The organism is Pseudoduganella danionis (genome assembly GCF_009720775.1).
In the GTDB taxonomy this organism is placed as follows: Bacteria; Pseudomonadota; Gammaproteobacteria; order Burkholderiales; family Burkholderiaceae_D; genus Rugamonas; species Rugamonas danionis.
This window is the reverse complement of the sequence record NZ_WNKW01000009.1, coordinates 66727-86084: the sequence shown is the minus strand read 5'-3', so window position 1 is coordinate 86084 and position 19358 is coordinate 66727. Positions and strand designations below refer to the sequence as shown.

16 protein-coding genes, 1 tRNA gene and 2 pseudogenes are annotated in these 19358 nt (G+C 50.4%); 11 read left to right on the top strand and 8 right to left on the bottom strand.

Annotated features, from left to right (window positions below; all coding sequences use genetic code 11):
* Positions 1 to 424 precede the first annotated feature (424 nt).
* The gene (locus tag GM655_RS21070; RefSeq protein WP_155436635.1) at positions 425 to 3199 is read left to right on the top strand and encodes a DotA/TraY family protein; all 2775 of its coding nucleotides are present in this window, start codon (positions 425 to 427) and stop codon (positions 3197 to 3199) included.
* 22 nt (positions 3200 to 3221) lie between these two features.
* Here the strand turns inward: GM655_RS21070 and GM655_RS21065 are convergent, their stop codons facing one another.
* Positions 3222 to 3722, bottom strand: coding sequence for a hypothetical protein (locus GM655_RS21065; protein ID WP_155436634.1), 501 nt, complete (start codon positions 3720 to 3722; stop codon positions 3222 to 3224).
* Between the two features lie 180 nt (positions 3723 to 3902).
* A complete protein-coding gene (locus GM655_RS21060; RefSeq protein ID WP_155436633.1) occupies positions 3903 to 4235 on the bottom strand; it encodes a hypothetical protein in 333 nt (110 codons plus the stop codon).
* A gap of 100 nt (positions 4236 to 4335) precedes the next feature.
* Between GM655_RS21060 and GM655_RS21055 the strand changes: the two genes are divergently transcribed.
* Positions 4336 to 4800 carry a hypothetical protein gene (locus tag GM655_RS21055; RefSeq protein ID WP_155436632.1) on the top strand — a complete coding sequence of 155 codons (465 nt, stop codon included), beginning with the start codon at positions 4336 to 4338 and terminating at the stop codon, positions 4798 to 4800.
* A gap of 184 nt (positions 4801 to 4984) precedes the next feature.
* On the opposite strand, the gene GM655_RS21050 is transcribed toward GM655_RS21055, so the two are convergent.
* Positions 4985 to 5965: a replication initiation protein gene (locus tag GM655_RS21050; protein ID WP_155436631.1), complete on the bottom strand. Its 981-nt coding sequence runs from the start codon at positions 5963 to 5965 to the stop codon at positions 4985 to 4987.
* 307 nt (positions 5966 to 6272) lie between these two features.
* Here GM655_RS21050 and GM655_RS21045 point away from each other — a divergent pair, with 307 nt between their 5' ends.
* Entirely contained in the window at positions 6273 to 6713 is a 441-nt protein-coding gene (locus GM655_RS21045) for a hypothetical protein (protein ID WP_155436630.1), read from the top strand.
* A gap of 59 nt (positions 6714 to 6772) precedes the next feature.
* Here GM655_RS21045 and GM655_RS21040 read toward each other — a convergent pair whose 3' ends face one another.
* Positions 6773 to 7087 carry an H-NS histone family protein gene (locus GM655_RS21040; protein ID WP_155436629.1) on the bottom strand — a complete coding sequence of 105 codons (315 nt, stop codon included), beginning with the start codon at positions 7085 to 7087 and terminating at the stop codon, positions 6773 to 6775.
* Positions 7088 to 7140: 53 nt separating this feature from the next.
* Positions 7141 to 7623: a hypothetical protein gene (locus GM655_RS21035; protein WP_155436628.1), complete on the bottom strand. Its 483-nt coding sequence runs from the start codon at positions 7621 to 7623 to the stop codon at positions 7141 to 7143.
* A gap of 51 nt (positions 7624 to 7674) precedes the next feature.
* Here GM655_RS21035 and GM655_RS21030 point away from each other — a divergent pair.
* A tRNA-Arg gene (locus GM655_RS21030) sits at positions 7675 to 7749 on the top strand.
* 205 nt (positions 7750 to 7954) lie between these two features.
* Positions 7955 to 8053: pseudogene (locus GM655_RS23400) on the top strand (IS3 family transposase); the annotation flags it as partial.
* Positions 8054 to 8124: 71 nt separating this feature from the next.
* Here the strand turns inward: GM655_RS23400 and GM655_RS21020 are convergent.
* The gene (locus GM655_RS21020) at positions 8125 to 8628 is read right to left on the bottom strand and encodes an acyloxyacyl hydrolase (protein ID WP_229632679.1); all 504 of its coding nucleotides are present in this window, start codon (positions 8626 to 8628) and stop codon (positions 8125 to 8127) included.
* 158 nt (positions 8629 to 8786) lie between these two features.
* Between GM655_RS21020 and GM655_RS21015 the strand changes: the two genes are divergently transcribed.
* Positions 8787 to 9683 (top strand): NAD(P)-dependent oxidoreductase, encoded by an 897-nt coding sequence (locus GM655_RS21015; RefSeq protein WP_155436626.1) that lies wholly within the window; start codon positions 8787 to 8789, stop codon positions 9681 to 9683.
* Positions 9684 to 9733: 50 nt separating this feature from the next.
* Here GM655_RS21015 and GM655_RS21010 read toward each other — a convergent pair whose 3' ends face one another.
* A complete protein-coding gene (locus GM655_RS21010; protein WP_155436625.1) occupies positions 9734 to 10927 on the bottom strand; it encodes a M20 aminoacylase family protein in 1194 nt (397 codons plus the stop codon).
* Positions 10928 to 11064: 137 nt separating this feature from the next.
* Here GM655_RS21010 and GM655_RS21005 point away from each other — a divergent pair, with 137 nt between their 5' ends.
* The 5 genes and pseudogenes from GM655_RS21005 to rph form a co-directional block, all read left to right on the top strand.
* On the top strand, positions 11065 to 13146 hold the full coding sequence (locus tag GM655_RS21005; protein WP_155436624.1) for a molybdopterin-containing oxidoreductase family protein: 2082 nt from the start codon (positions 11065 to 11067) through the stop codon (positions 13144 to 13146).
* A 9-nt stretch (positions 13147 to 13155) separates the two neighbouring features.
* A complete protein-coding gene (locus tag GM655_RS21000) occupies positions 13156 to 14292 on the top strand; it encodes an aminopeptidase (protein ID WP_155436623.1) in 1137 nt (378 codons plus the stop codon).
* A 190-nt stretch (positions 14293 to 14482) separates the two neighbouring features.
* Positions 14483 to 16174: a long-chain-fatty-acid--CoA ligase gene (locus GM655_RS20995; RefSeq protein ID WP_155436622.1), complete on the top strand. Its 1692-nt coding sequence runs from the start codon at positions 14483 to 14485 to the stop codon at positions 16172 to 16174.
* A 3-nt stretch (positions 16175 to 16177) separates the two neighbouring features.
* Positions 16178 to 17848: a long-chain-fatty-acid--CoA ligase gene (locus GM655_RS20990; RefSeq protein WP_155436621.1), complete on the top strand. Its 1671-nt coding sequence runs from the start codon at positions 16178 to 16180 to the stop codon at positions 17846 to 17848.
* 336 nt (positions 17849 to 18184) lie between these two features.
* A pseudogene (rph, locus tag GM655_RS20985) lies at positions 18185 to 18325 on the top strand (ribonuclease PH); the annotation flags it as partial.
* A gap of 4 nt (positions 18326 to 18329) precedes the next feature.
* Here the strand turns inward: rph and GM655_RS20980 are convergent.
* Positions 18330 to 19157, bottom strand: coding sequence for a PEP-CTERM sorting domain-containing protein (locus GM655_RS20980; protein WP_229632678.1), 828 nt, complete (start codon positions 19155 to 19157; stop codon positions 18330 to 18332).
* Positions 19158 to 19358: the final 201 nt, after the last annotated feature.

The window sequence follows — 19358 nt, the reverse complement described above, 5'->3', positions numbered from 1 at the left end:
AGTTGATGGGTAATCGCTTTAAATTGTTTATTTCGTCGCTGTATTGTGGAGTGAATTTTGCGCCTTATAGAAAAAATTCGACAGACAGTTAAACGTTAGTACCCAACGTCAAACGTATGGTCGTAAAAAAAGCACCAGGTAGGTGCTTGACAACTTAAATATTTCAATTACATTCAGAATTGAACGAAATAAAATCTCCCAAAGATAATTATCTTTGTTCATTAAAAAGCAGATGCATAAACCATCTGCTTTTTTCATTCCTGTATTGACTTTAAATTTTAATGTTTTAAGTTAGTACAGTCATTGTCTCCATAAATTCTAATTATTCACCTTGACGATGAAAGATAAAAGGCAAGTCTTGTACTTGCCTTTTGCTTTTTGTTTGGTAACTTAATTAGATAATTAGAATAAAAAAGGAGATGATATGAAAAGAATTCTATTTACTCTGCTTGCAATGTTGATTCCAACATTAGCAATGGCAGATGTGGCAAGTGGTCCATTTTCACCACCAAGTACCGATGTGAGTATGAAAGTTCTAGATGCACTTTTCGGCAATTTAGGAACTTTTGGTGCAGGCGGATCTGACGCCTTCGGTGCTGTTATGCAGATTTTCAATGGTGCTGTTTTGATCGTTGGTGGAATTCTAGCTACCTACACATTGTTGGCTGGAACTCTTGGAACTGCACACGATGGAGAAATGCTTGGGAAGAAATTTTCATCAGTATGGATTCCAATTCGTTATTCATTAGGAACAGCCTTAGTTCTTCCTGTAATCAATGGGCAGTATGCAACCATCAACTGGATTGTTGGCTGGTTGTTGGTTCAAGGTGCTGGATTAGCTGATAGTGTTTGGACTACCTACATGAGTTCAGGCAACATCAAAAAGCAAATGTCAGTTGGTTTAACTCCACCTAATGCAAGCGCACTTGGTTATAAGATTTTTGGCTCTCTTGTATGCATGAGAGGCTATGAAGAGTTATTAAAAGATGGTGGTAGTAATGGTCTTGTTGATCCGATTTTATTGGATAAAAACGCCACTACTTTTGCTGTAAGCAAAACACAAAGCTGGAATCTAAGTAACACCATTTATCAATTTGGATCAACTGCCAATGGTAATGGTTTCAGTCCTACCAGTTGTGGAACTATGACTGTCAAAAATGCTGAGACACCTACCGTTGCTAAAACAGATAGTGCTAGTGTCCTTGGTTTATTAGGTGATCCAAACTTGTACTTGCAATCAGCCTACAAAGTTGCTGAGCAAAACAATGTTGCTGCTGGCGTCTTAGTTAATACCATTGATGGTGTAGCCAAGAAATGGGTTGCTTCACCAACTACTGATCCGAGCAAAGAAATTGATGCCGCAGTTGCTACCTACCAAAACACAATCAAAACAAATGCAGCAGAAATCGTGTCTCAATATATGAATCTTGATGAATTGGCTGAATCAGCAAAACGTGATGGTTGGGCTTTTGCTGGTGCTTATTACATGAAGGTTTCTTACCTTATTGATTTGGCAGGAAGAACAACAGCAAGCATTCCAGAAGCAACAGGCATGAAAGCTGACAACACGAAATTCACATCAGCTTTTTACAGTAAATATGGTGAAGGTCTTAAAAACATGAAAATGTCAGATAAAGAAATTGGTGACTTTTCATTGAACAAACAAAGTGATGTTGGTGGTGAAGAGTGGTCTTGGATGAGTTGGATTTCATCAGGATTTGACACAACCAGGTTAGTGAAGCACTTCATGCAAGGTGTTGGAACTTTTGTCCTTGATGATGCAACTGATCCAATTCTAGAAATGAAACGTTTAGGTAACTGGCTTTTAGGAACTGCTGCAACAATGGAAGCGGCAAAAATGGCTGGATTAGTTGCTTTTGCTGCTGCACCAGTTTCAGGAACCGCAACACCAATTGTTTTAAGTCAGCAGGTAGGTGATTTATTTAATGTCGTATTCCCTGTAATGATTGGTGTTGGATTTACATTGTCATTTGTACTTCCAATGATGCCTTTCATTATGTGGATGGGTGTGTTTTTAGGATGGTTAATTATGGCTGTTGAGGCAGTGATAATTTCATCAATGTGGGCGGTTTATCACCTTCATCCAAATGGTGATGATCTAACTGGAAAAGGAGCCAATGGTTATTCCTTGGTGTTGAGTTTGATGTTAAGACCAACATTTGCAGTTTTTGGAATGATTGCATCAATCAACATCTTGTATGTGCTTGGAACTCTAATAAACAAAGTATTCAGTTCAGCATTTTTGATGTCTCAAACAGATTCCAACATCATCATGATGCTTATTAGTTTGATTGCATTCCCATTGATTTATTGTGGAATGATGTGGATGATTGTTAGAAAATGTATGTCTATTACAAGTAGCATCGCTGATGAGTTATTGAAGTGGTTCGGTGGTCAAGGTTCTTCACTTGGAAGAACATCAGAGGAACTTGGTGGTCATGGCGCTGGAACTTACATGGCAGGTGCAGCAGCTACCAATATGGCTGGTAAACATTTAGCCGGTGCTGATGCAAGAGAAAAAGGCTACAAGCAAGAAGCCAAATTGCTTAGTGATCGCAAAAATCAGATTAATGACCACAAAAATAAATTGAATGCAAAATTTGGAGAAGGGACTGCTGAGAAGAAGTTTGCAATATTAGGTATTAATTCCGATGAAGATTTCTATAATAATCAAGCTGCAAGTAATGCTTATGATCAGGGATTGGAACTAGCCAATAGCATTGGTGGTGATCAAGCTGTTGAGGATTTTGAAAGTAGAATGGCTGCTGCTTCACAAGATAACTTTTCAAGTTATGGTGGTGAATCATCAAAGGCATCAAGAGCAATTGGAAATGAGGTTGCACTAGAAAGTACCAGTGAAAAATTTTCAAACCAGTATGGTGAAGCTGCTGCTGATTACTTGAAGCAAGCATCCATGAAGACAGATAAAAACGGAGATCAATTTGTCAGCATGTCCAGAATGAACGAAGCTGGAAAATTCATTCAGGCTGCAAAACAAAACCTTGGTGATGATTTCCAGGCTGTTCTTCAAAACGCTGTTGAAAACTCAGATAATCCTGCTGAAATGAGACAATTAATTGAATCTCAATTTAAAAGTGCAGAAGCTGTTCAAGAGGAAGTGAAGGAAGAAGTTAAAGAAGAAATTCAAGTGAATAGTGACAATGAAAATGAAAAATAAAAAAGCACCTTCGGGTGCTTTTTTATTTACCTTGATTCTTTTTTCGATTGGCAATAATTGCTGATAAATTTTCTGTAAGAATTTTGCTTGTTGAAGCATTATTTCCTTGATCAATTTCAGACTGATTATTAAGAACGACGTCCTCGTTTTTCTTTGCCATCTCTTTAATTTCTTCTGGAGTTTTACCTGCTTCAATTCCTACCTGCATAGCTGTTTCTTTATAGGCTTTTTGTGAAAGAATCCATCCTGCAAGAATTTCATCTTGCACTTCTTTGTAAGCATTTATAAGAGCTTCGTAATTATTTTTAAATGCAGGGTGTTCTTGTGCAATCTGTTTTAACGGACGAGATAATAAATTTTCTAATTCTTGGTTTCTGTTTTTTAATGCAAGAATTTCATCAGTAAAACTTTTTTCCTTCTGGTACTGATCTATCTCATTGCGTCTTTTTTCTTCAAAATTACTCATCCAATCTGAATGATCTTTGGCTTGTTGAGCTAATTTATATGCGCTGTTGTCAATCATGACTTTCTCCATCTAATTTAGTACCACTTTAACAAATACTTGACAGAAAGCAAGTTTTGTGGTCTGGAAATGAAAATTCGATATCTTTCTGAATGATGTTGATCCAAGTGGTACACGTCAACTACTTAACGTTCATAAGCTACAAAAAAAGCACCTGGTAGGTGCTTACGTTGTAAATTTTTAGCTTTTGAAAAGCCAATGTGGTGGATTTCGTTTCAAAAACTCTTGAAGATCAAGTATACCTGACTTGCTTTCAAAGACTGCTGCCTTGGGGGAGGTGTATGCCACACCGGTACCATCAGGATACTCAATAGCAAGACCTTTCTTCCTATGTCTATAACCAGCAACCCACCATTCCTTAGTTCCATCAGAATGTTCAACGGCTGGACCATCTAAACGATGTTTCACGCCGTATTGATACCATATTTTAGTTCCATCTTCTGTTATGACAGCAGGTGATTCAACTGAATGTGGAACACCATTTAGTTTCTTTGTTTGATAAAAGTTATTCATAGAATTTCCTGTTTCTTCTAAATTATCAAATAGAGTTCAATAGTCAAGTTGATTTGACTTTCAAACTCATTTTGTCAAAATTAAAATAAAAGGAGATGAAATGAATAATTACTTGGAAACGATAAAAGGTAAGGTGGTTGGCTATGGAAAGTCTTCAAAAGAAGGTTTCTATGATGTGTATGAATATCTTGAAGTAAAAACTGCTGATGGAGTTGTAGAGGTTGTTCAGAATGTTGCTGTCAATCCAAACTTAAATAATGAGATTGGCAATGCAGTTGCATTAAAATTTGCCGATGCAAAGAAATTCAACTCACATTATAAGTACGTCTTTTTGTGTGGATTGCAGAAAAAGAACGGTGATGTTTTAACTGACGACAGAATGTTGAAGGCTGTTTATAAGGCGAAATATGCGATTGCTTATCTTTCGTTAATTCCTCCATTTACTATCATCTCACCATTTGTTTTTAGTAAAGCCAAGAAGTTGAAGCAAGCATATGAAGAAATTGGTCAGTTTGATCCATTGGAACCCAGTTTTGTAAGCCCAACAAAAAGAAAGAGATTTTAATTAAAGCACCAGTTGGTGCTTTTTTTTGAATAAAAATTCGATCCGCCAATTTTTGTTCTAATTTTGGTTTTCTTGTGGATTCAATTAATTATTTTAAATAAGTCCTTCGGAATTTTCTTTGCCAATTACCCCAATAAATTGGGGTAATTATCTGATATACACCGTAATGTAGCAGTTTTTTTAGTTATGTTAGTAATCTAACCCAATTTTCAACAGCAGATTTATACTTAAAGTAAGTGCTTTCTGATAAACCATTTTTAGTTAAATTCAAATGGTTTGGTTCAATATTTTTACTTTTACAGTTATGGATAGCAAGTTTTATTTTATCGTCCACCTTTTCAGTTCTAATTATATTGGTGTATTCAGCGCCCTTAGACTGCTTTTCTTCAAGTGATAGTTCATCTGACAGACCAAGAACACCTCTATTCTTCCTTCCAGTGCCAATAGTGTATCTGTGCTTCCAAGTCCATTTACCAACGGATTTTGCTACTGATAGAGCTTCTTTCGCTGCTAAAACGCCATTTGAGTAAGCTAGGAACATCTTATTGATAGATAGTGCCTGGTCATCAACCGCACTTTGAAATGTAATGTATGAACCATGTTGCTTAACTTCCTTGTATGCCCAATGTCGTAAATTGTGGAACAAGGTAGTATTTCTACCTTCTAAACTCGCTTCATATTTCTGCTTATTCTTATAATATTGCAGATCAATGTATTCGTTAAAATCCTCTAAATCATAGATTGCATTATGTTTTATAACTCTCCATGATTCATGTAGTGGATTCTTCACAAACAATCCAACATAACTTAAATCGGCTTTTAAAACAGTGGTTAATGCACTATCAATGCTTTCGTAGAATTTTTGTGGTGCTCTTCTGGCTTCTTCAGTGTAATAGACTGGTGTTTTCAACTCATAGAGATAGTGACAACGTGCATTTCTTGGGTTGACAATTACTATTGTTGGCGGTGGAAGGTTCTTTTCTTCCCACCAGTAGGCTGAACCTGGTTCATCCAAATCCAATGCAATATATTTTTTGTATAGCTGATTTATTTCAACGTATCTATGTTTTAAAGCATTTGTTTTTTTCCTGAACTTTGTTCCATATTCAAAATCATCAGTACTTCTAACTTTTTCTGGCAGCGCCTCTATAAAATTGTTTATCATTAATTTTCCTATTTCTTGCGAAATTCTGGAAAATTGATGGTTGATATATTGACAATTCAGATTAAATACGTTTTAATAATTTCATCTGGTCAAGCCGTCCAAGCTTTTTCTGTTCCAGAATTTCTAAATGCCTAAGTTTCCAGCTTGGGCATTTTTCATTTCTATACTGTTATACGAAATTATTTTTTAAAGTCAAATCCGTTTTACTTTTTCTTTTCAATATTTTTGCTTTAACTTGTCAATCAAATCGTTGACATTTCCTTTTTATTTCGTATAAGTACCTTATATTTATTAAAAGGAGATTGTTATGACTATCAAGTTTTTTGAAAGTTTGGGTGCGAAAAAGCACAAAGGAACAACAAATAGAGGTGGCTCAATGTCCGTCCCAGCATACTTTGCTTATCGTGAAGATAAAAACCAAAAGAAAAGTATTGTGATAAATATTGATAAGGACATTGTAAAAAATCTAGGTTGGGATGTTGAAGGTATGAGAATTGATCTTTACACAACAGGAAAAATATGTGGCTTATCTGCTTCTAGTGGTGGGCGTTATGCCTTAGTAAAAACTGCCAAGGATAAAAATGGCGTTGTCAATCGCTATGAAATTAAGATGACTTGGACTCCTGATATTTGCAAAGAGCCTGTCAGTAGGAAGTCATTTCCAATAGATGTGAAATATCATGAGGAAGATGGTCAGAAAGTTATGTGGTTCACATTTCCTGAAGAAATATATATTGCTCAATCTTAATGTCTTATTCAAAAAGAAAAGCACCCGATGGGTGCTTTTCTTTTTGATGCTGAAATTTCTTACTTCACGCGATATTGTTCAATGTCTCCACCTGCTTCAAGAATTTCTTTCACCCAATCAGGTTTACGTCCACGAGTAGCACCGGACCAAGTTTGATCACCTTTCTTGTACATCACGGTGCTTTCTTTGGTAGCTGCCTTTTTGGAAGTCTTCCCAGTTGCTGAGGAAAAACCAAGCTGCTCAGCAGTCAATCCATATTCAGAAATTTTCTTCTTGATGTCTGCAACGACAGTTTCAAGCTCCTTGGCTTTAACCTGTTCAGCTTGTTCTTGAAGCTTCTTGATTTGTGCTTGAAGTTCAGCATAGGTAGTCATCTGGGGTCCTTGATGAAGTGATGAAGTGTGGTTTCAATTATTATCACACAACACTAAATTTTTCCATCATTGGTGCTATGACTTCCTTTTGAAGAAAACTTCTGTTCAAACCGCTCTTTCAGTTCATAGGAAATGGCATACTTCTTCAAGCTATCAGACAACTGCAACATTGCTGTTGCTCTGTCCTCCAAGGATTGAGCAAAGGCGCGAATCATGAAGATGTGAGATAGGTCTTGAACTGGGCTACTCGGTGACTTCTTGACTTTCGGCTTTGTCACTGTGGACACTGGTGCTACTTCTTGAACTTCCTCAGAAGGTGTTGTTTCACCATTCAACAAGAAGTTAGCGACATCATAAATTGAGTAGTAAACAAGCCTTCCAATGTTCTTGAAAGGAATAGGAAATCGTCCTTCCTTTCTTAGCTTGGATTGTTGCTTAGTTGGAATTCCAATTTCTTCTGCAAGTTGTTCTGGCGACATCAACAACTTACCTTTTGTCTTTTCTTTCAAATAATTAAGCAGTTGTTCTTCTACCATACATCTTGTTCCAAGAGGGTGTTGGTTGCTATACTAGCAGGCTGTGTGCAAGTCCCTGTAGTTCAATGGATAGAACAGGTTCCTCCTAAGAATCAGATCCAGGTTCGATTCCTGGTGGGGACGCCAAAGCACTATCACGGTGCTTCTGGTGATAGCTCTAAGTTATCGGCACACCATAAAAAAACCACCTTCCGAGGTGGTTTTTTTGTGCCTTCTGGTTCCAAATTTGTTCCAAGACTGGCTTGGAACTGGGTGGATTTGGAAGGATTTGACTGGGTGCAGATCCAGTAAAATCAACAACTTAGCATCGTTGCGATCCCCTCCTGAATCGCTTAAGAGGTACATTCACTATTACAATCACGACCGCATCAAACTCAAATTAAAAGGGCTGAGTCCTGTGCAATATAGGACTCAGCCCTTGGCTGCCTAGCAAACTAAACCGTCCAACTATTTGGGGTCAGTTCATCTCAAAGGGGCTTTTTTACTTTGGTGCGCTAGCGCTTAGAAGTGATACGCGGCTTTGACTTCAAGGAAGTTCACACCCGTATTCGGCTTCTTGTAGCCGCCGTTGGAGAAGTGCTGGATCTTGCCGGCCACTTCCCAGTTGTTGTCAAACACATAGCCTATGCCTACGTGGTCGCCGAACTGGAAGTGGGTGGACAGGCGATAGGTATCGTTGTCATACAGTTTGGACAGGCGGTGCACGCCGATGCCGCCCTCGTAGTACAGGCCCTTCTTGTTGTCATTCTGGAAGCGGAACACGGGCGTGAAGCCGACATCCCATAGGTGGGCGGTGTTGCCCGAGATATTCTTGTACTGGCTTTCCTTCCATGCGCCAGCGCTCAGCTCCCAGTAACCGCTCAGGTGCGTGCCATTCGACTGGAACCAGCGTACATCCCAGTCCTTGGCGGCGCTCAGGCGCACCATCTGCACTTTGGCAGCGCTGCCAAAATCGACCGAAACGGAATCGACCAGCTGGTCATTGGCGGCGTATGCACCTTGCATAGCCAACAGCGTGGCGACAGACGCCAAAACTTTTTTCGCGAACATAGTATCCTTACTAAAGTGATGCTGTATCTAAAATTTATACGGCTAAGAAGATTGTACCGGTGTTTGAAGAATAATTCCGGCATCCCAGCAATTGTTGATTTCAGGAGTGGGTTTTGGTGACAGGTATTGCCTTTCTCGGTATAGGTTTGATGGGGGACCCGATGGTGCGGCGTTTGCTGGCAGCCGGCCATGCGGTGACGGTATGGAACCGCACGGCTGCCAAGGCGCTGCCGCTGGCCGAGGCCGGTGCCACGGTAGCACCGGATCTGGCCAGCGCCGTGCGCGGCGCTGGCATGGTGATCTCGATGCTCGAGGCGGGCCCCGTGGTGGGGGCAGTGCTGCGCGATGCTTTGCCGGCGCTGGCGCCAAACGCATTGTGGATCGATATGAGTTCCACCCGTCAGGATGAGGCGCAGGCTTTCCATGCGCTGCTGACGGTGCAGGGGCAGCGCTTTATCGATGCGCCCGTATCGGGCGGTGTGGGCGGTGCGGCGGCCGGCACGCTGGCCATCATGGCGGGCGGTGCGCAAGCAGATTTTGACGAGGCTGTGCCCGTGCTGCAGGCCATGGGCCGGCCCACGCTGGTGGGGCCAGCCGGTAGCGGGCAGGTGGCCAAGCTGTGTAACCAGCTGATCGTTGGCGCTACCATCAACGTGGTGGCAGAAGCGTTGCTACTGGCGCAGGCGGCGGGCGCCGATCCGGTCGCCATGCGCGCCGCCATCCGTGGCGGTTTTGCCGAGAGCAAAATTCTTGATGTACATGGCCAGCGTATGCTGGAGCGTAATTTTGTCGCCGGTGGTCAGGTCAAGACGCAGTTGAAAGACCAGCAGAATATTCTGGCTGCGGCACAGGCCGCCGGCTTGCAGTTACCGATTACGCAACTGGTAACCGAGCGCTATCAGTCGCTGGTGCAGAGTGTGCCGCAGGCTGACCATGCGGCCGGATTGCTCGGGCTGGAAGCGCTGAATCCGGGCGTGCGGCTGGGCGATGCGCCTGATCGGCTAGGTTAGCCCAGCCGCTCCGCGAGAGGCTAGCGCTAGCCCGCCAACATGACGCGGACTCAGGCCGGCGCCAGCGCTTTTTCCACCAGTTTGACCCAGAAGCTGGCGCCTATCGGCAGCAGGTTGTCATTGAAGTCGTAGCTGGCGTTATGCAGCACGCAGGGGCCGAGGCCGTGACCACCGTCGCGGTGCTCGCCTTCGCCATTGCCGATGAAGACGTAGCAGCCCGGCTTGGCCTGCAGGAAGAAGGCAAAATCTTCTGCGCCCATGGTCGGCTCGACCTGATCGTCGACATTTTCTGCACCCACGACTTCTTTCATGACCTCCACGGCGAAGCGGGTCTGCTCGGCATGGTTGACCAGTGGCGGGTAGTTGCGGCGGAATTTGAAGTCCACCTCGGCGCCAAACGCGGCTGCCGTGTGCTGGGCCACTTCGCCCATGCGTTGCTCTATCATGTCCAGCACGGGCTGGGTGAAGGTGCGCACGGTGCCGACCAGATTGGCTTCGTCAGGAATCACGTTGGTGGCGCTACCGGCGTGGATCTGGGTAATCGACAGCACGGCTGTATCGAGCGGGCTCTTCTGCCGGCTGATGATGGTCTGCCAGCTCTGGGCGATCTGTACCGCGATCATGACCGGGTCGATACCCTTGTGCGGCTGGGCCGCATGGGCGCCCTTGCCTTTGACGGTGACGTAGAACTCGTTACTGGAGGCCATCATCGGACCAGCCGTTACGCTCATGGTGCCGGCCGCAGCGCCGGGCCAGTTGTGCATGCCGTAAATTGCATCCATCGGACACTGTTCGAACAGGCCGTCGTCTATCATGCGGCGCGCACCGGCGCCGCCTTCTTCAGCCGGCTGGAACACCAGATACACGGTGCCGTCGAAGTTGCGCTGCTCGGCCAGATATTTGGCCGCGCCCAGCAGCATGGCCGTGTGGCCATCGTGGCCGCAGGCGTGCATCTTGCCCGCATGGCGCGAAGCGTGGGCAAAGGTGTTGATTTCCTGCATGGGCAGCGCATCCATATCGGCGCGCAGGCCGATGGCGCGGCTGGAGCTACCATTTTTGATGATGCCGACCACGCCCGTCTTGCCGAGGCCACGGATGACGGGGATGCCCCAGGCCGTCAGCTGGGCTGCGACGATGTCGGAGGTACGCTGCTCTTCGTAGCAGAGTTCGGGATGGGCGTGCAGGTCGCGGCGGATTTGCTGTATTTCCGCTTGAAATGCAATGATGGGATCAACTAATTTCATCTGCGTCTCCAGTGTTGGGTTCGCTTACCTCGTGGGCAGCGAGAGCAGCCATTGTAGCCCTTGTCAGCCAAACAAATCCAGCAAGCCCAGAATCGGCTACGATACGGGTTTCAGAAGCTGTAATCCGGATGAAAGACATGACAAGCACACAAGTTGTTCGCGCCACCTGCCCGCATGATTGCCCTGACACCTGCGCCCTGCTGGTGACGGTGGAAGATGGCGTGGCCACCGCCGTCAAAGGCGACCCTGACCACCCGACCACGGCCGGTGTGCTGTGCACCAAGGTGTCGCGCTACACCGAGCGCACCTACCACGACGAGCGTCTGCTGTATCCGCTGCGCCGCGTCGGCAAAAAGGGCGAGGGCAAGTTCGAGCGCATCAGCTGGGACGAAGCGCTGGACACTATCGCCAGCCGGCTGGGCAGCATTGCCGCGCGTGATCCGCAAGCCATTTTGCCGTACAGCTATTGCGGCACCATGGGGCTGGTGCAGGGCGAGTCGATGTCGGCGCGCTTCTTCCACCAGCTCGGTGCTTCGCTGCTGGACCGCACGATTTGCGCGACGGCCGGCTTTACCGGCTATAAATACACCATAGGCGCGACTATCGGCACTGACCTCGAGCAGTTCCAGAATGCTAAGCTGATCCTGATCTGGGGCGGTAATCCGATCGCATCGAATCTGCACTTCTGGACTCGCGCGCAGGAAGCCAAGCGGCGCGGCGCCAAGCTGATCGCGATCGATCCCTATCGTTCGCTGACGGCCGAGAAATGCCACCAGCATATTGCGCTGCTGCCTGGTACCGATGCAGCGCTGGCGCTGGGCTTGATGCATGTGCTGATTGCAGAAGACTTGCTCGATCACGACTACATCGCCAACTACACGGTGGGCTTCGAGCAACTCAAACAGCGCGTGGCGGAATGGACGCCCGAGCGCACGGCCGAAACTTGCGGCATCACGGTCGCCGAAGTGGTGGAACTGGCGCGCCTGTATGGCGGCATGGCCAAGGCCGGCGAACCGGTGGCGATCCGCACCAATTACGGTGTGCAGCGCGTGCATGGCGGCGGCATGGCCGTGCGCAACCTGACCTGTCTGCCGGCACTGGTGGGTGCGTGGCGTCACGCTGCCGGTGGCGTACAGCTATCGGCCAGTGGCGGCTTCCCGACCAACAAGCCGGCGCTGCAGCGGCCTGACCTGCTGAGCAAGCAGCCGCGCACGATCAACATGACCACCATAGGCGACGACCTGCTGCGCCCTGCCTCGGCCGAATTCGGCCCGGCCGTGGAGGCCGTCATCGTCTACAACGCCAACCCGCTGGCGATTGCACCGGACTCGTCCAAAGTGATGGCAGGCTTTGCCCGTGAAGATCTGTTCACCGTGGTGCTGGAACACTTCCAGACCGATACGGTGGACTATGCCGACATTGTGCTGCCGGCCACTACCCAGCTTGAGCACATCGACGCGCACAGCGCTTACGGCCACCTGTACATGATGGCCAATAATGCGGCCATTGCCCCGTTGGGCGAAGCCAAGCCGAACACGGAAGTGTTCCGTCTGCTGGCCGCACGCATGGGCTTCAGCGATCCATGCTTCCAGGATAGCGACGACGAACTGGCCGCCATGGCCTTCAACCGTCAGGATGCGCGCGCGATTCACTTCGACTGGGATGCGCTCAAGCAGAAGGGCTGGCAGAAACTGAATATGCCGGATGCACCTTTCGCCGAAGGCGGCTTCCCTACGCCATCGGGCAAGTGCGAGTTCTATTCGGCCAGCATGGCGGCCGACGGGCTCGATCCGCTGCCCGCGTATATCGCGCCCTACGAATCCGTGGCCAGCAATCCGGAATTGGCCAAGCGCTATCCGCTGGCGATGATTTCTCCGCCTGCACGTAACTTCCTCAACTCCACTTTTGTGAACGTAAAGAGCTTGCGTTCGGCCGAAGGCGAGCCGCATCTGGACATCCATCCCGACGATAGCGCGGCACGCGGCATCAGCGATGGCGACATGGTGCGCATCTTCAATGACCGTGGCAGTTTCATCGCCAAGGCGCGCGTGACGGACAAAGCCCGTGCGGGTCTGGTGGTGGGCCTGTCGGTGTGGTGGAAGAAGCTGGCGCGTGACGGCAAGAACGCCAACGAGGTGACCAGTCAGCGCCTGACCGACATGGGCCGTGCGCCCACGTTTTACGATACACTGGTTGAAGTCGAAAGAGCCACCAGCTGAAGGTGATGTATGTTGCAGCCCGCCCGCCGCTACGCCCGCGCCAGACTCTGGCTGGGGCGGTGGCGCTTAGGGCTGTTATTGCTGGGACTGGTTGGCTGCGCCCAGTTGCAGTACTACGTGCAGGCTGCGCAAGGCCAGTACGCGCTGTGGTCTGACGCGCGCCCTATCGAAGACTGGCTGGGCGATCCAGCCACTGATCCCCAGCTCAAGGCGCGGCTGGAAAAAGCCCTGTTGATACGCCGTTTCGCCGTGCAGGAACTGGGCTTGCCGGACAATGCCAGCTACCGCAACTACGCTGCGCTGAGCCGCCCCTTCGTGCTGTGGAATGTGGTGGCCACACCGGAGTTTTCGCTGGAGCCGCTGCGCTGGTGTTTCCCCATTGCGGGCTGTGTCAGCTATCGCGGCTATTACAGCAAGGACGATGCGCAAGCTTTTGCTGCTGGTCTGCGCGAGGAGGGCAAGGACGTGCAGGTAGGCGGCGTGCCGGCCTATTCCACGCTGGGCTGGTTCAGTGATCCGCTGCTGTCTACCTTCATCCATTATTCCGATGCCGAACTGGCGCGCATGATTTTTCACGAACTCGCGCATCAGGTGGCCTATGTGCCCGGCGACAGTACGTTTAACGAAAGCTTTGCCACCGCAGTGGAAGAAGCAGGGCTGGAGCGCTGGCTGGAACTGTACGGCAACGAGGCGATGCGGGCAGCTTATGTTCAGTACAATGCGCGCCGGCAAGCATTTCTTGCCTTGCTGATAACGCACCGCAACATGCTCGAGCAACTGTATGCGGAAAAGAGCAGTGCGCGCCACAAACGGACCCGCAAAGCAGCCATCTTCCAGCACCTGCAAAGCGAATATCAACTGCTGAAAACTAGCTGGGGCGGCTATGCCGGTTACGACCGCTGGTTCGCCGAGCCACTGAATAACGCCCACCTGAGCGCGGTGGGAACTTACCACGAACTGTTGCCTGCTTTTCGCAATCTCCTGAAGCAAGAACGAACGTTCGTTCGATTTTATGCTGCAGTGCAAAATCTCGCATCTTTTGATTTGCCTCAACGTCAGCAGCGGCTACAGCAACTGAGTCCACCAGTAATGCTGCATGCCGACAACGCGTCGCAATCGGTTTCAAGCGCAGAACCATCAAAATGATGCTGCAATGCAGCAGAAAATACCCGTTAGAAGGGGTGTTCAAATGTGGTTAAATGCGCTTGCGTCTGAGCTTGCTGCCCGATAGCATCGACATAAGTAGGCTCCGGAAGTGCGCATAGACGACACACCGGCACCGTACCGGCACTGTGCGCCGGAACCCTTATAACGATCACGAGACACGAGGCACAGCATGGAAAAAATCTGGTTGAAGTCTTACCCGCCCGGCATGCCAACGGAGATAGACACGAGTCAATACCGTTCGCTGGTGCAGCTGATGGAAGAGTCCTTCCATAAGTTTGCCGATCGCAAGGCGTATGTCTGCATGGACAAATACCTCAGCTACGCCGAGGTGGACTTGTACTCCAAGCGTCTGGGGGCATGGCTGCAAAGCCGTGGCCTGAAAAAGGGCGCACGCGTGGCCATCATGATGCCTAACGTGCTGCAGTACCCGATTGCCATTGCAGCCATCCTGCGTGCCGGTTATACCGTGGTCAACGTCAACCCGCTGTACACGCCGCGTGAACTCGAGCACCAGCTCAACGATTCCGGCAGCGAAGCCATCATCGTGCTGGAGAACTTTGCCACCACGCTGGAGCAGGTACTGACCCGTACCCCCGTTAAACACATCATCGTTGCCAATATGGGCGAAATGCTGGGCGGCCTCAAAGGCATGCTGGTCAATTTCGTCGTGCGCAACGTCAAAAAAATGGTACCGCCATATTCGCTGCCGAATGCCGTGCGCTTCAAGGATGCGCTGTCGCAGGGCGCCGGTATGAAGCTGACGCCGGTAGCACTGGAAGCCAGCGATCCTGCCTTCCTGCAGTACACGGGCGGCACCACGGGCGTCTCCAAGGGCGCCACGCTGACCCACACCAATGTGGTGGCCAACTTGCTGCAGACGGAAGCCTGGTCGGTACCGGCGCTGGGTTCGGTGAAAGAACAGATTTCCATCGTGTGCGCGCTGCCGCTGTACCACATCTTCGCGCTGACGGCCTGCGCCATGTGGGGCACGCGCGTGGGCGCACTGAATATTCTGATTCCGAATCCGCGCGATATCGGCGGCTTCATCAAAGAGCTGCACAAGTACAAATTCAATATGCTGCCGGCCGTGAACACGCTGTACAACGCGCTGGTCAACCATCCCGGCTTCGGCGCGCTGGACTTCTCCGGCCTGAAGATCTGCAACGCCGGCGGGATGGCGCTGCAGAAGACCGTCAATGACAAATGGCTGAAAGTCACTGGCGTGCCGATTATCGAAGGCTATGGCCTGTCTGAGACTTCGCCTGTGGCGACCTGCAACCGTGCCGATAGCCCGGCCTTTACGGGCACCATCGGCCTGCCCGTGCCATCGACCGATATTGCCATCCTCGATGACGACGGCAAGCCTGTGCCTATCGGCCAGTCGGGTGAAATCGCGATCCGCGGTCCGCAGGTGATGGCAGGCTATTGGAACCGTCCTGATGAAACGGCCAAGGTCATGACGCCGGATGGCTACTTCAAATCGGGTGATGTCGGTGTGATGGACGAGAACGGCTACGTGCGCATCGTCGATCGCAAGAAGGACATGATCCTGGTGTCCGGCTTCAACGTTTATCCGAACGAACTGGAAGCCGTGATTGCCGCTCACCCCGGCGTGCTGGAATGCGCCTGCATAGGCGTGCCGGATGAACACTCGGGCGAAGCCGTGAAAGTATTCGTGGTGAAGCGCGATCCGAATCTGACGCAGGAAGACCTGATGGCCTACTGCAAAGAACAATTTACCGGCTATAAAAAGCCGAAATATATCGAGTTCCGCGAGGAGCTACCCAAAACCAATGTCGGGAAAATCCTGCGGCGCATGCTGCGCGATGAAGCGCCCGGCCAGAACCAGAAAGCTGCATAACACATGGAAAAGATTTGGCTCAAGTCCTACCCTGAAGGCGTTCCTGCCGAGATCGACGTTAACCAGTATCGTTCGGTGACCCATTTGCTGGAAGAAGCATTCAGCAAATACGCCGACCGCAATGCGTATGTGTGCATGGACAAGTTCCTCACCTACCGCGAACTGGATAAGCTGTCGCAGCAGATGGGCGCATGGCTGCAAAGCAAGGGCCTGCATGCCGGCGCGCGCGTTGCCATCATGCTGCCGAACGTGCTGCAGTATCCGGTAGCGATGGCGGCCATTTTGCGTGCCGGTTATGCTGTGGTGAACGTCAACCCGCTGTACACGCCGCGCGAACTTCAGCACCAGCTGGTGGACTCCGGTGCGGAAGCCATCATCGTGCTGGAAAACTTTGCGACGACGGTGGAGCAGGTGGTCGCGCACACCAAGGTCAAGCAGGTGATCGTGGCCACCATGGGCGATATGTTGGGCACCTTCAAAGGCGCGATGGTCAATCTGGTGGTGCGCAAAGTGAAGAAGATGGTGCCGGCCTATTCGCTGCCGCAGGCCGTGTCGTTCAAGCGCGTGCTGGCCGAAGGCGCACGCCTGAAGCTGGAGCCGGTCAAGCAGGGCCTCGAGGATATCGCCTTCCTGCAGTACACGGGCGGTACCACGGGCGTCTCCAAAGGCGCGGTGCTGCTGCACCGTAACATCATTGCCAACGTGCTGCAGAACGAAGCCTGGCTGCAGTTCAAGCAGCAGAATCAGCAACTGGTGTTCGTCTGCGCACTGCCGCTGTATCACATCTATTCGCTGACCGTAAGTGCCTTCATGGGTACGCGCATGGGCGGCCTGAATCTGCTGATTCCTAACCCGCGCGATATCCCGGGCTTCGTGAAAGAACTGGCCAAGTATCCGGTGGCCGTGTTCCCGGCCGTGAACACGCTGTACAACGCGCTGCTCAACAATCCTGATTTCGCCAAGCTGGACTTCTCGTCCTACTCGGTCTGCAACGGCGGCGGCATGGCCGTGCAGCAGGCCGTGGCCGACCGCTGGCTGAAGCTGACGGGGACGCCTATCATCGAAGGTTACGGCATGTCCGAAACCTCGCCGGTGGCCACGGCCAACCGCATCGACATCAAGGAATTCACTGGCACTATCGGCTTGCCGATTCCATCGACCGACATCTGCATTCTCGATGACGACGGCAAGGAACTGCCGCTGGGTCAGGCCGGCGAAATCGCCATCCGTGGTCCGCAGGTGATGGCTGGTTACTGGAACCGCGCTGATGAAACGGCCAAGTCGATGACGGCGGATGGCTTCTTCAAAACGGGCGACGTGGGCGTGATGGATGAACGTGGCTTCACCCGCATCGTCGACCGTAAAAAAGACATGATCATCGTGTCCGGCTTCAATGTGTATCCGAACGAAGTGGAAGGCGTGATCGCTTCCCATCCGGGCGTGCTGGAAGTGGCGTGCATTGGCGTGCCGGACAAGCACTCGGGCGAAGCCGTGAAACTGTTCGTGGTGCGCAAGGATCCGGCCCTGACGGCTGACCAGCTACTCGACTTCTGCAAGCATGAACTGACGGCCTATAAGAAGCCCAAGTACATCGAGTTCCGCGATGAACTGCCTAAGACCAACGTGGGCAAAATCCTGCGTCGCCAACTGCGCGACGAAAAAGCCGCGGCATAAGCTGCAATGCTACTTCACAGAAATCGCCTGCTTCGTCAGGCGATTTTTTTTGTCTGCGCCGCGGATGCGCAGCTAAATCGAAAGATCTCCGTCAGAGTTTGCGAACTATCGACAATGACTTGTGATTTTTCTTTCTATGACACGGAGGTCAAGGCAGATGAGATGGTCACGCGCAGCCATTTACCTGGCGACCATGATCGACTGCTTCGACCATGGTCGCCAGGCTGGCTATCTGAGCCCGATCGGGTACCGCGAGAGCTTGGGGTTAACGAAGTGAACCAGTCGAAGAAAACGTCCGCATCTCCGATGGGGGCAATTTTCATGCAGCCCCAACACGAGGCCGGCCATCTCATCGAAGTACAGGGCGCGGTCGAAGGCGTCGCTTTCGACCGCGCCGGCATGAACCACCTGCTGGACCTGGCTCAAGGCGACATCGCCGACCTGATCAAGCTGCAGAAGCAGGCGTTGGGACTGTAAAGGCTCAGGCCTGGTTGCGGCGGCGGGCGGCGACGCCCAGCATGGCCAGGCCGGCCAGCAGCATGGCGTAGGTTTCCGGTTCCGGTACCGCCGCCGTGACTTCGTAGCCGCGCCAGGTCTGGCCGGCGCTGTCAACGACGAAGACCTTGTTGTTGGCGTAGCTCAGGCTGAAGTTGCTGTCGAAGCCGGTGCCGGCGCCGACCAGGGCGGTCTCATCGACGCGGTTGCCGGCATGATCCCACGCGCTGAGGTTGCCGCTGTTGTAGGTTAGCCAGTAGTTGCCGACCACTGCGACACCACGTCCCTGCGGGTAATAGTCTTCACCGCTCTGGGTGCCGAAGCCGCTCAGTGCGACTGCTCCGAGGTAGGCGCCGCTGGTGTCCCATTGCAATACCTGGCCGTATTGAAGGCTGATGTAGTTGGCGCCGTCCTTGACCACCGCCGCCTGGCTGTCCAGCGTGCCGCCGGTCAGGGTCAGCAGGGAGCTGAACACGCCGGGTGCAGATTGCTGGTAGATCGTGCCGGAATTATAGGCCCGCGCCAGCACCGTGCTGCCGGAAGTGAACACCGAGCGGAAGTCCAGGCCCGATGCATAGGTGGCGACTATATTGCCGGCGGCGTCGTAGTTGGCGTAGCGCACGCCGTCGGAACTGCCGCCCGAAGCGCTCCAATAGCTGCTGCCATCGTAGGCCAGCGTCATGGTGGTTGGCCCCAGAGCGTCCCGGAAGGTCTGGCTGGCGTTGAGGTTAGCGGCGCTGAACACTGGACCGGCGGCGGCCGAGAAGGAAACAGTGGCCAGCGATGCGGCGATCAGGGCGGACAGTTTGTTCATGAGTGCCTCTCGGAGTTATTTAATGGATAAAATTATTTACTCAATGTAAATAGAATTATGCCAAGTAAATTTCAAAGAGTAAATTTTTTCCTGCTCAACATGCAAGCAAGTGTGGCTAGCACGCCGCAACGGTGGCGCCGCGCGGGGCGCGGCACAATGGCAGCTTCCCTGCAATATGTCGCCGATACCATGCCCTGGGCG

Coding starts and splice junctions, on each gene's coding strand:
- GM655_RS20980 (WP_229632678.1), bottom strand. CDS start 19,157: ATGAACAAACTGTCCGCCCTGATCGCCGCATCGCTGGCCACTGTTTCC.
- GM655_RS21005 (WP_155436624.1), top strand. CDS start 11,065: ATGACAAGCACACAAGTTGTTCGCGCCACCTGCCCGCATGATTGCCCT.
- GM655_RS20995 (WP_155436622.1), top strand. CDS start 14,483: ATGGAAAAAATCTGGTTGAAGTCTTACCCGCCCGGCATGCCAACGGAG.
- GM655_RS21040 (WP_155436629.1), bottom strand. CDS start 7,087: ATGACTACCTATGCTGAACTTCAAGCACAAATCAAGAAGCTTCAAGAA.
- GM655_RS21060 (WP_155436633.1), bottom strand. CDS start 4,235: ATGAATAACTTTTATCAAACAAAGAAACTAAATGGTGTTCCACATTCA.
- GM655_RS21010 (WP_155436625.1), bottom strand. CDS start 10,927: ATGAAATTAGTTGATCCCATCATTGCATTTCAAGCGGAAATACAGCAA.
- GM655_RS21035 (WP_155436628.1), bottom strand. CDS start 7,623: ATGGTAGAAGAACAACTGCTTAATTATTTGAAAGAAAAGACAAAAGGT.
- GM655_RS21000 (WP_155436623.1), top strand. CDS start 13,156: ATGTTGCAGCCCGCCCGCCGCTACGCCCGCGCCAGACTCTGGCTGGGG.
- GM655_RS21045 (WP_155436630.1), top strand. CDS start 6,273: ATGACTATCAAGTTTTTTGAAAGTTTGGGTGCGAAAAAGCACAAAGGA.
- GM655_RS21055 (WP_155436632.1), top strand. CDS start 4,336: ATGAATAATTACTTGGAAACGATAAAAGGTAAGGTGGTTGGCTATGGA.
- GM655_RS20990 (WP_155436621.1), top strand. CDS start 16,178: ATGGAAAAGATTTGGCTCAAGTCCTACCCTGAAGGCGTTCCTGCCGAG.
- GM655_RS21065 (WP_155436634.1), bottom strand. CDS start 3,722: ATGATTGACAACAGCGCATATAAATTAGCTCAACAAGCCAAAGATCAT.
- GM655_RS21070 (WP_155436635.1), top strand. CDS start 425: ATGAAAAGAATTCTATTTACTCTGCTTGCAATGTTGATTCCAACATTA.
- GM655_RS21020 (WP_229632679.1), bottom strand. CDS start 8,628: ATGCAAGGTGCATACGCCGCCAATGACCAGCTGGTCGATTCCGTTTCG.
- GM655_RS21050 (WP_155436631.1), bottom strand. CDS start 5,965: ATGATAAACAATTTTATAGAGGCGCTGCCAGAAAAAGTTAGAAGTACT.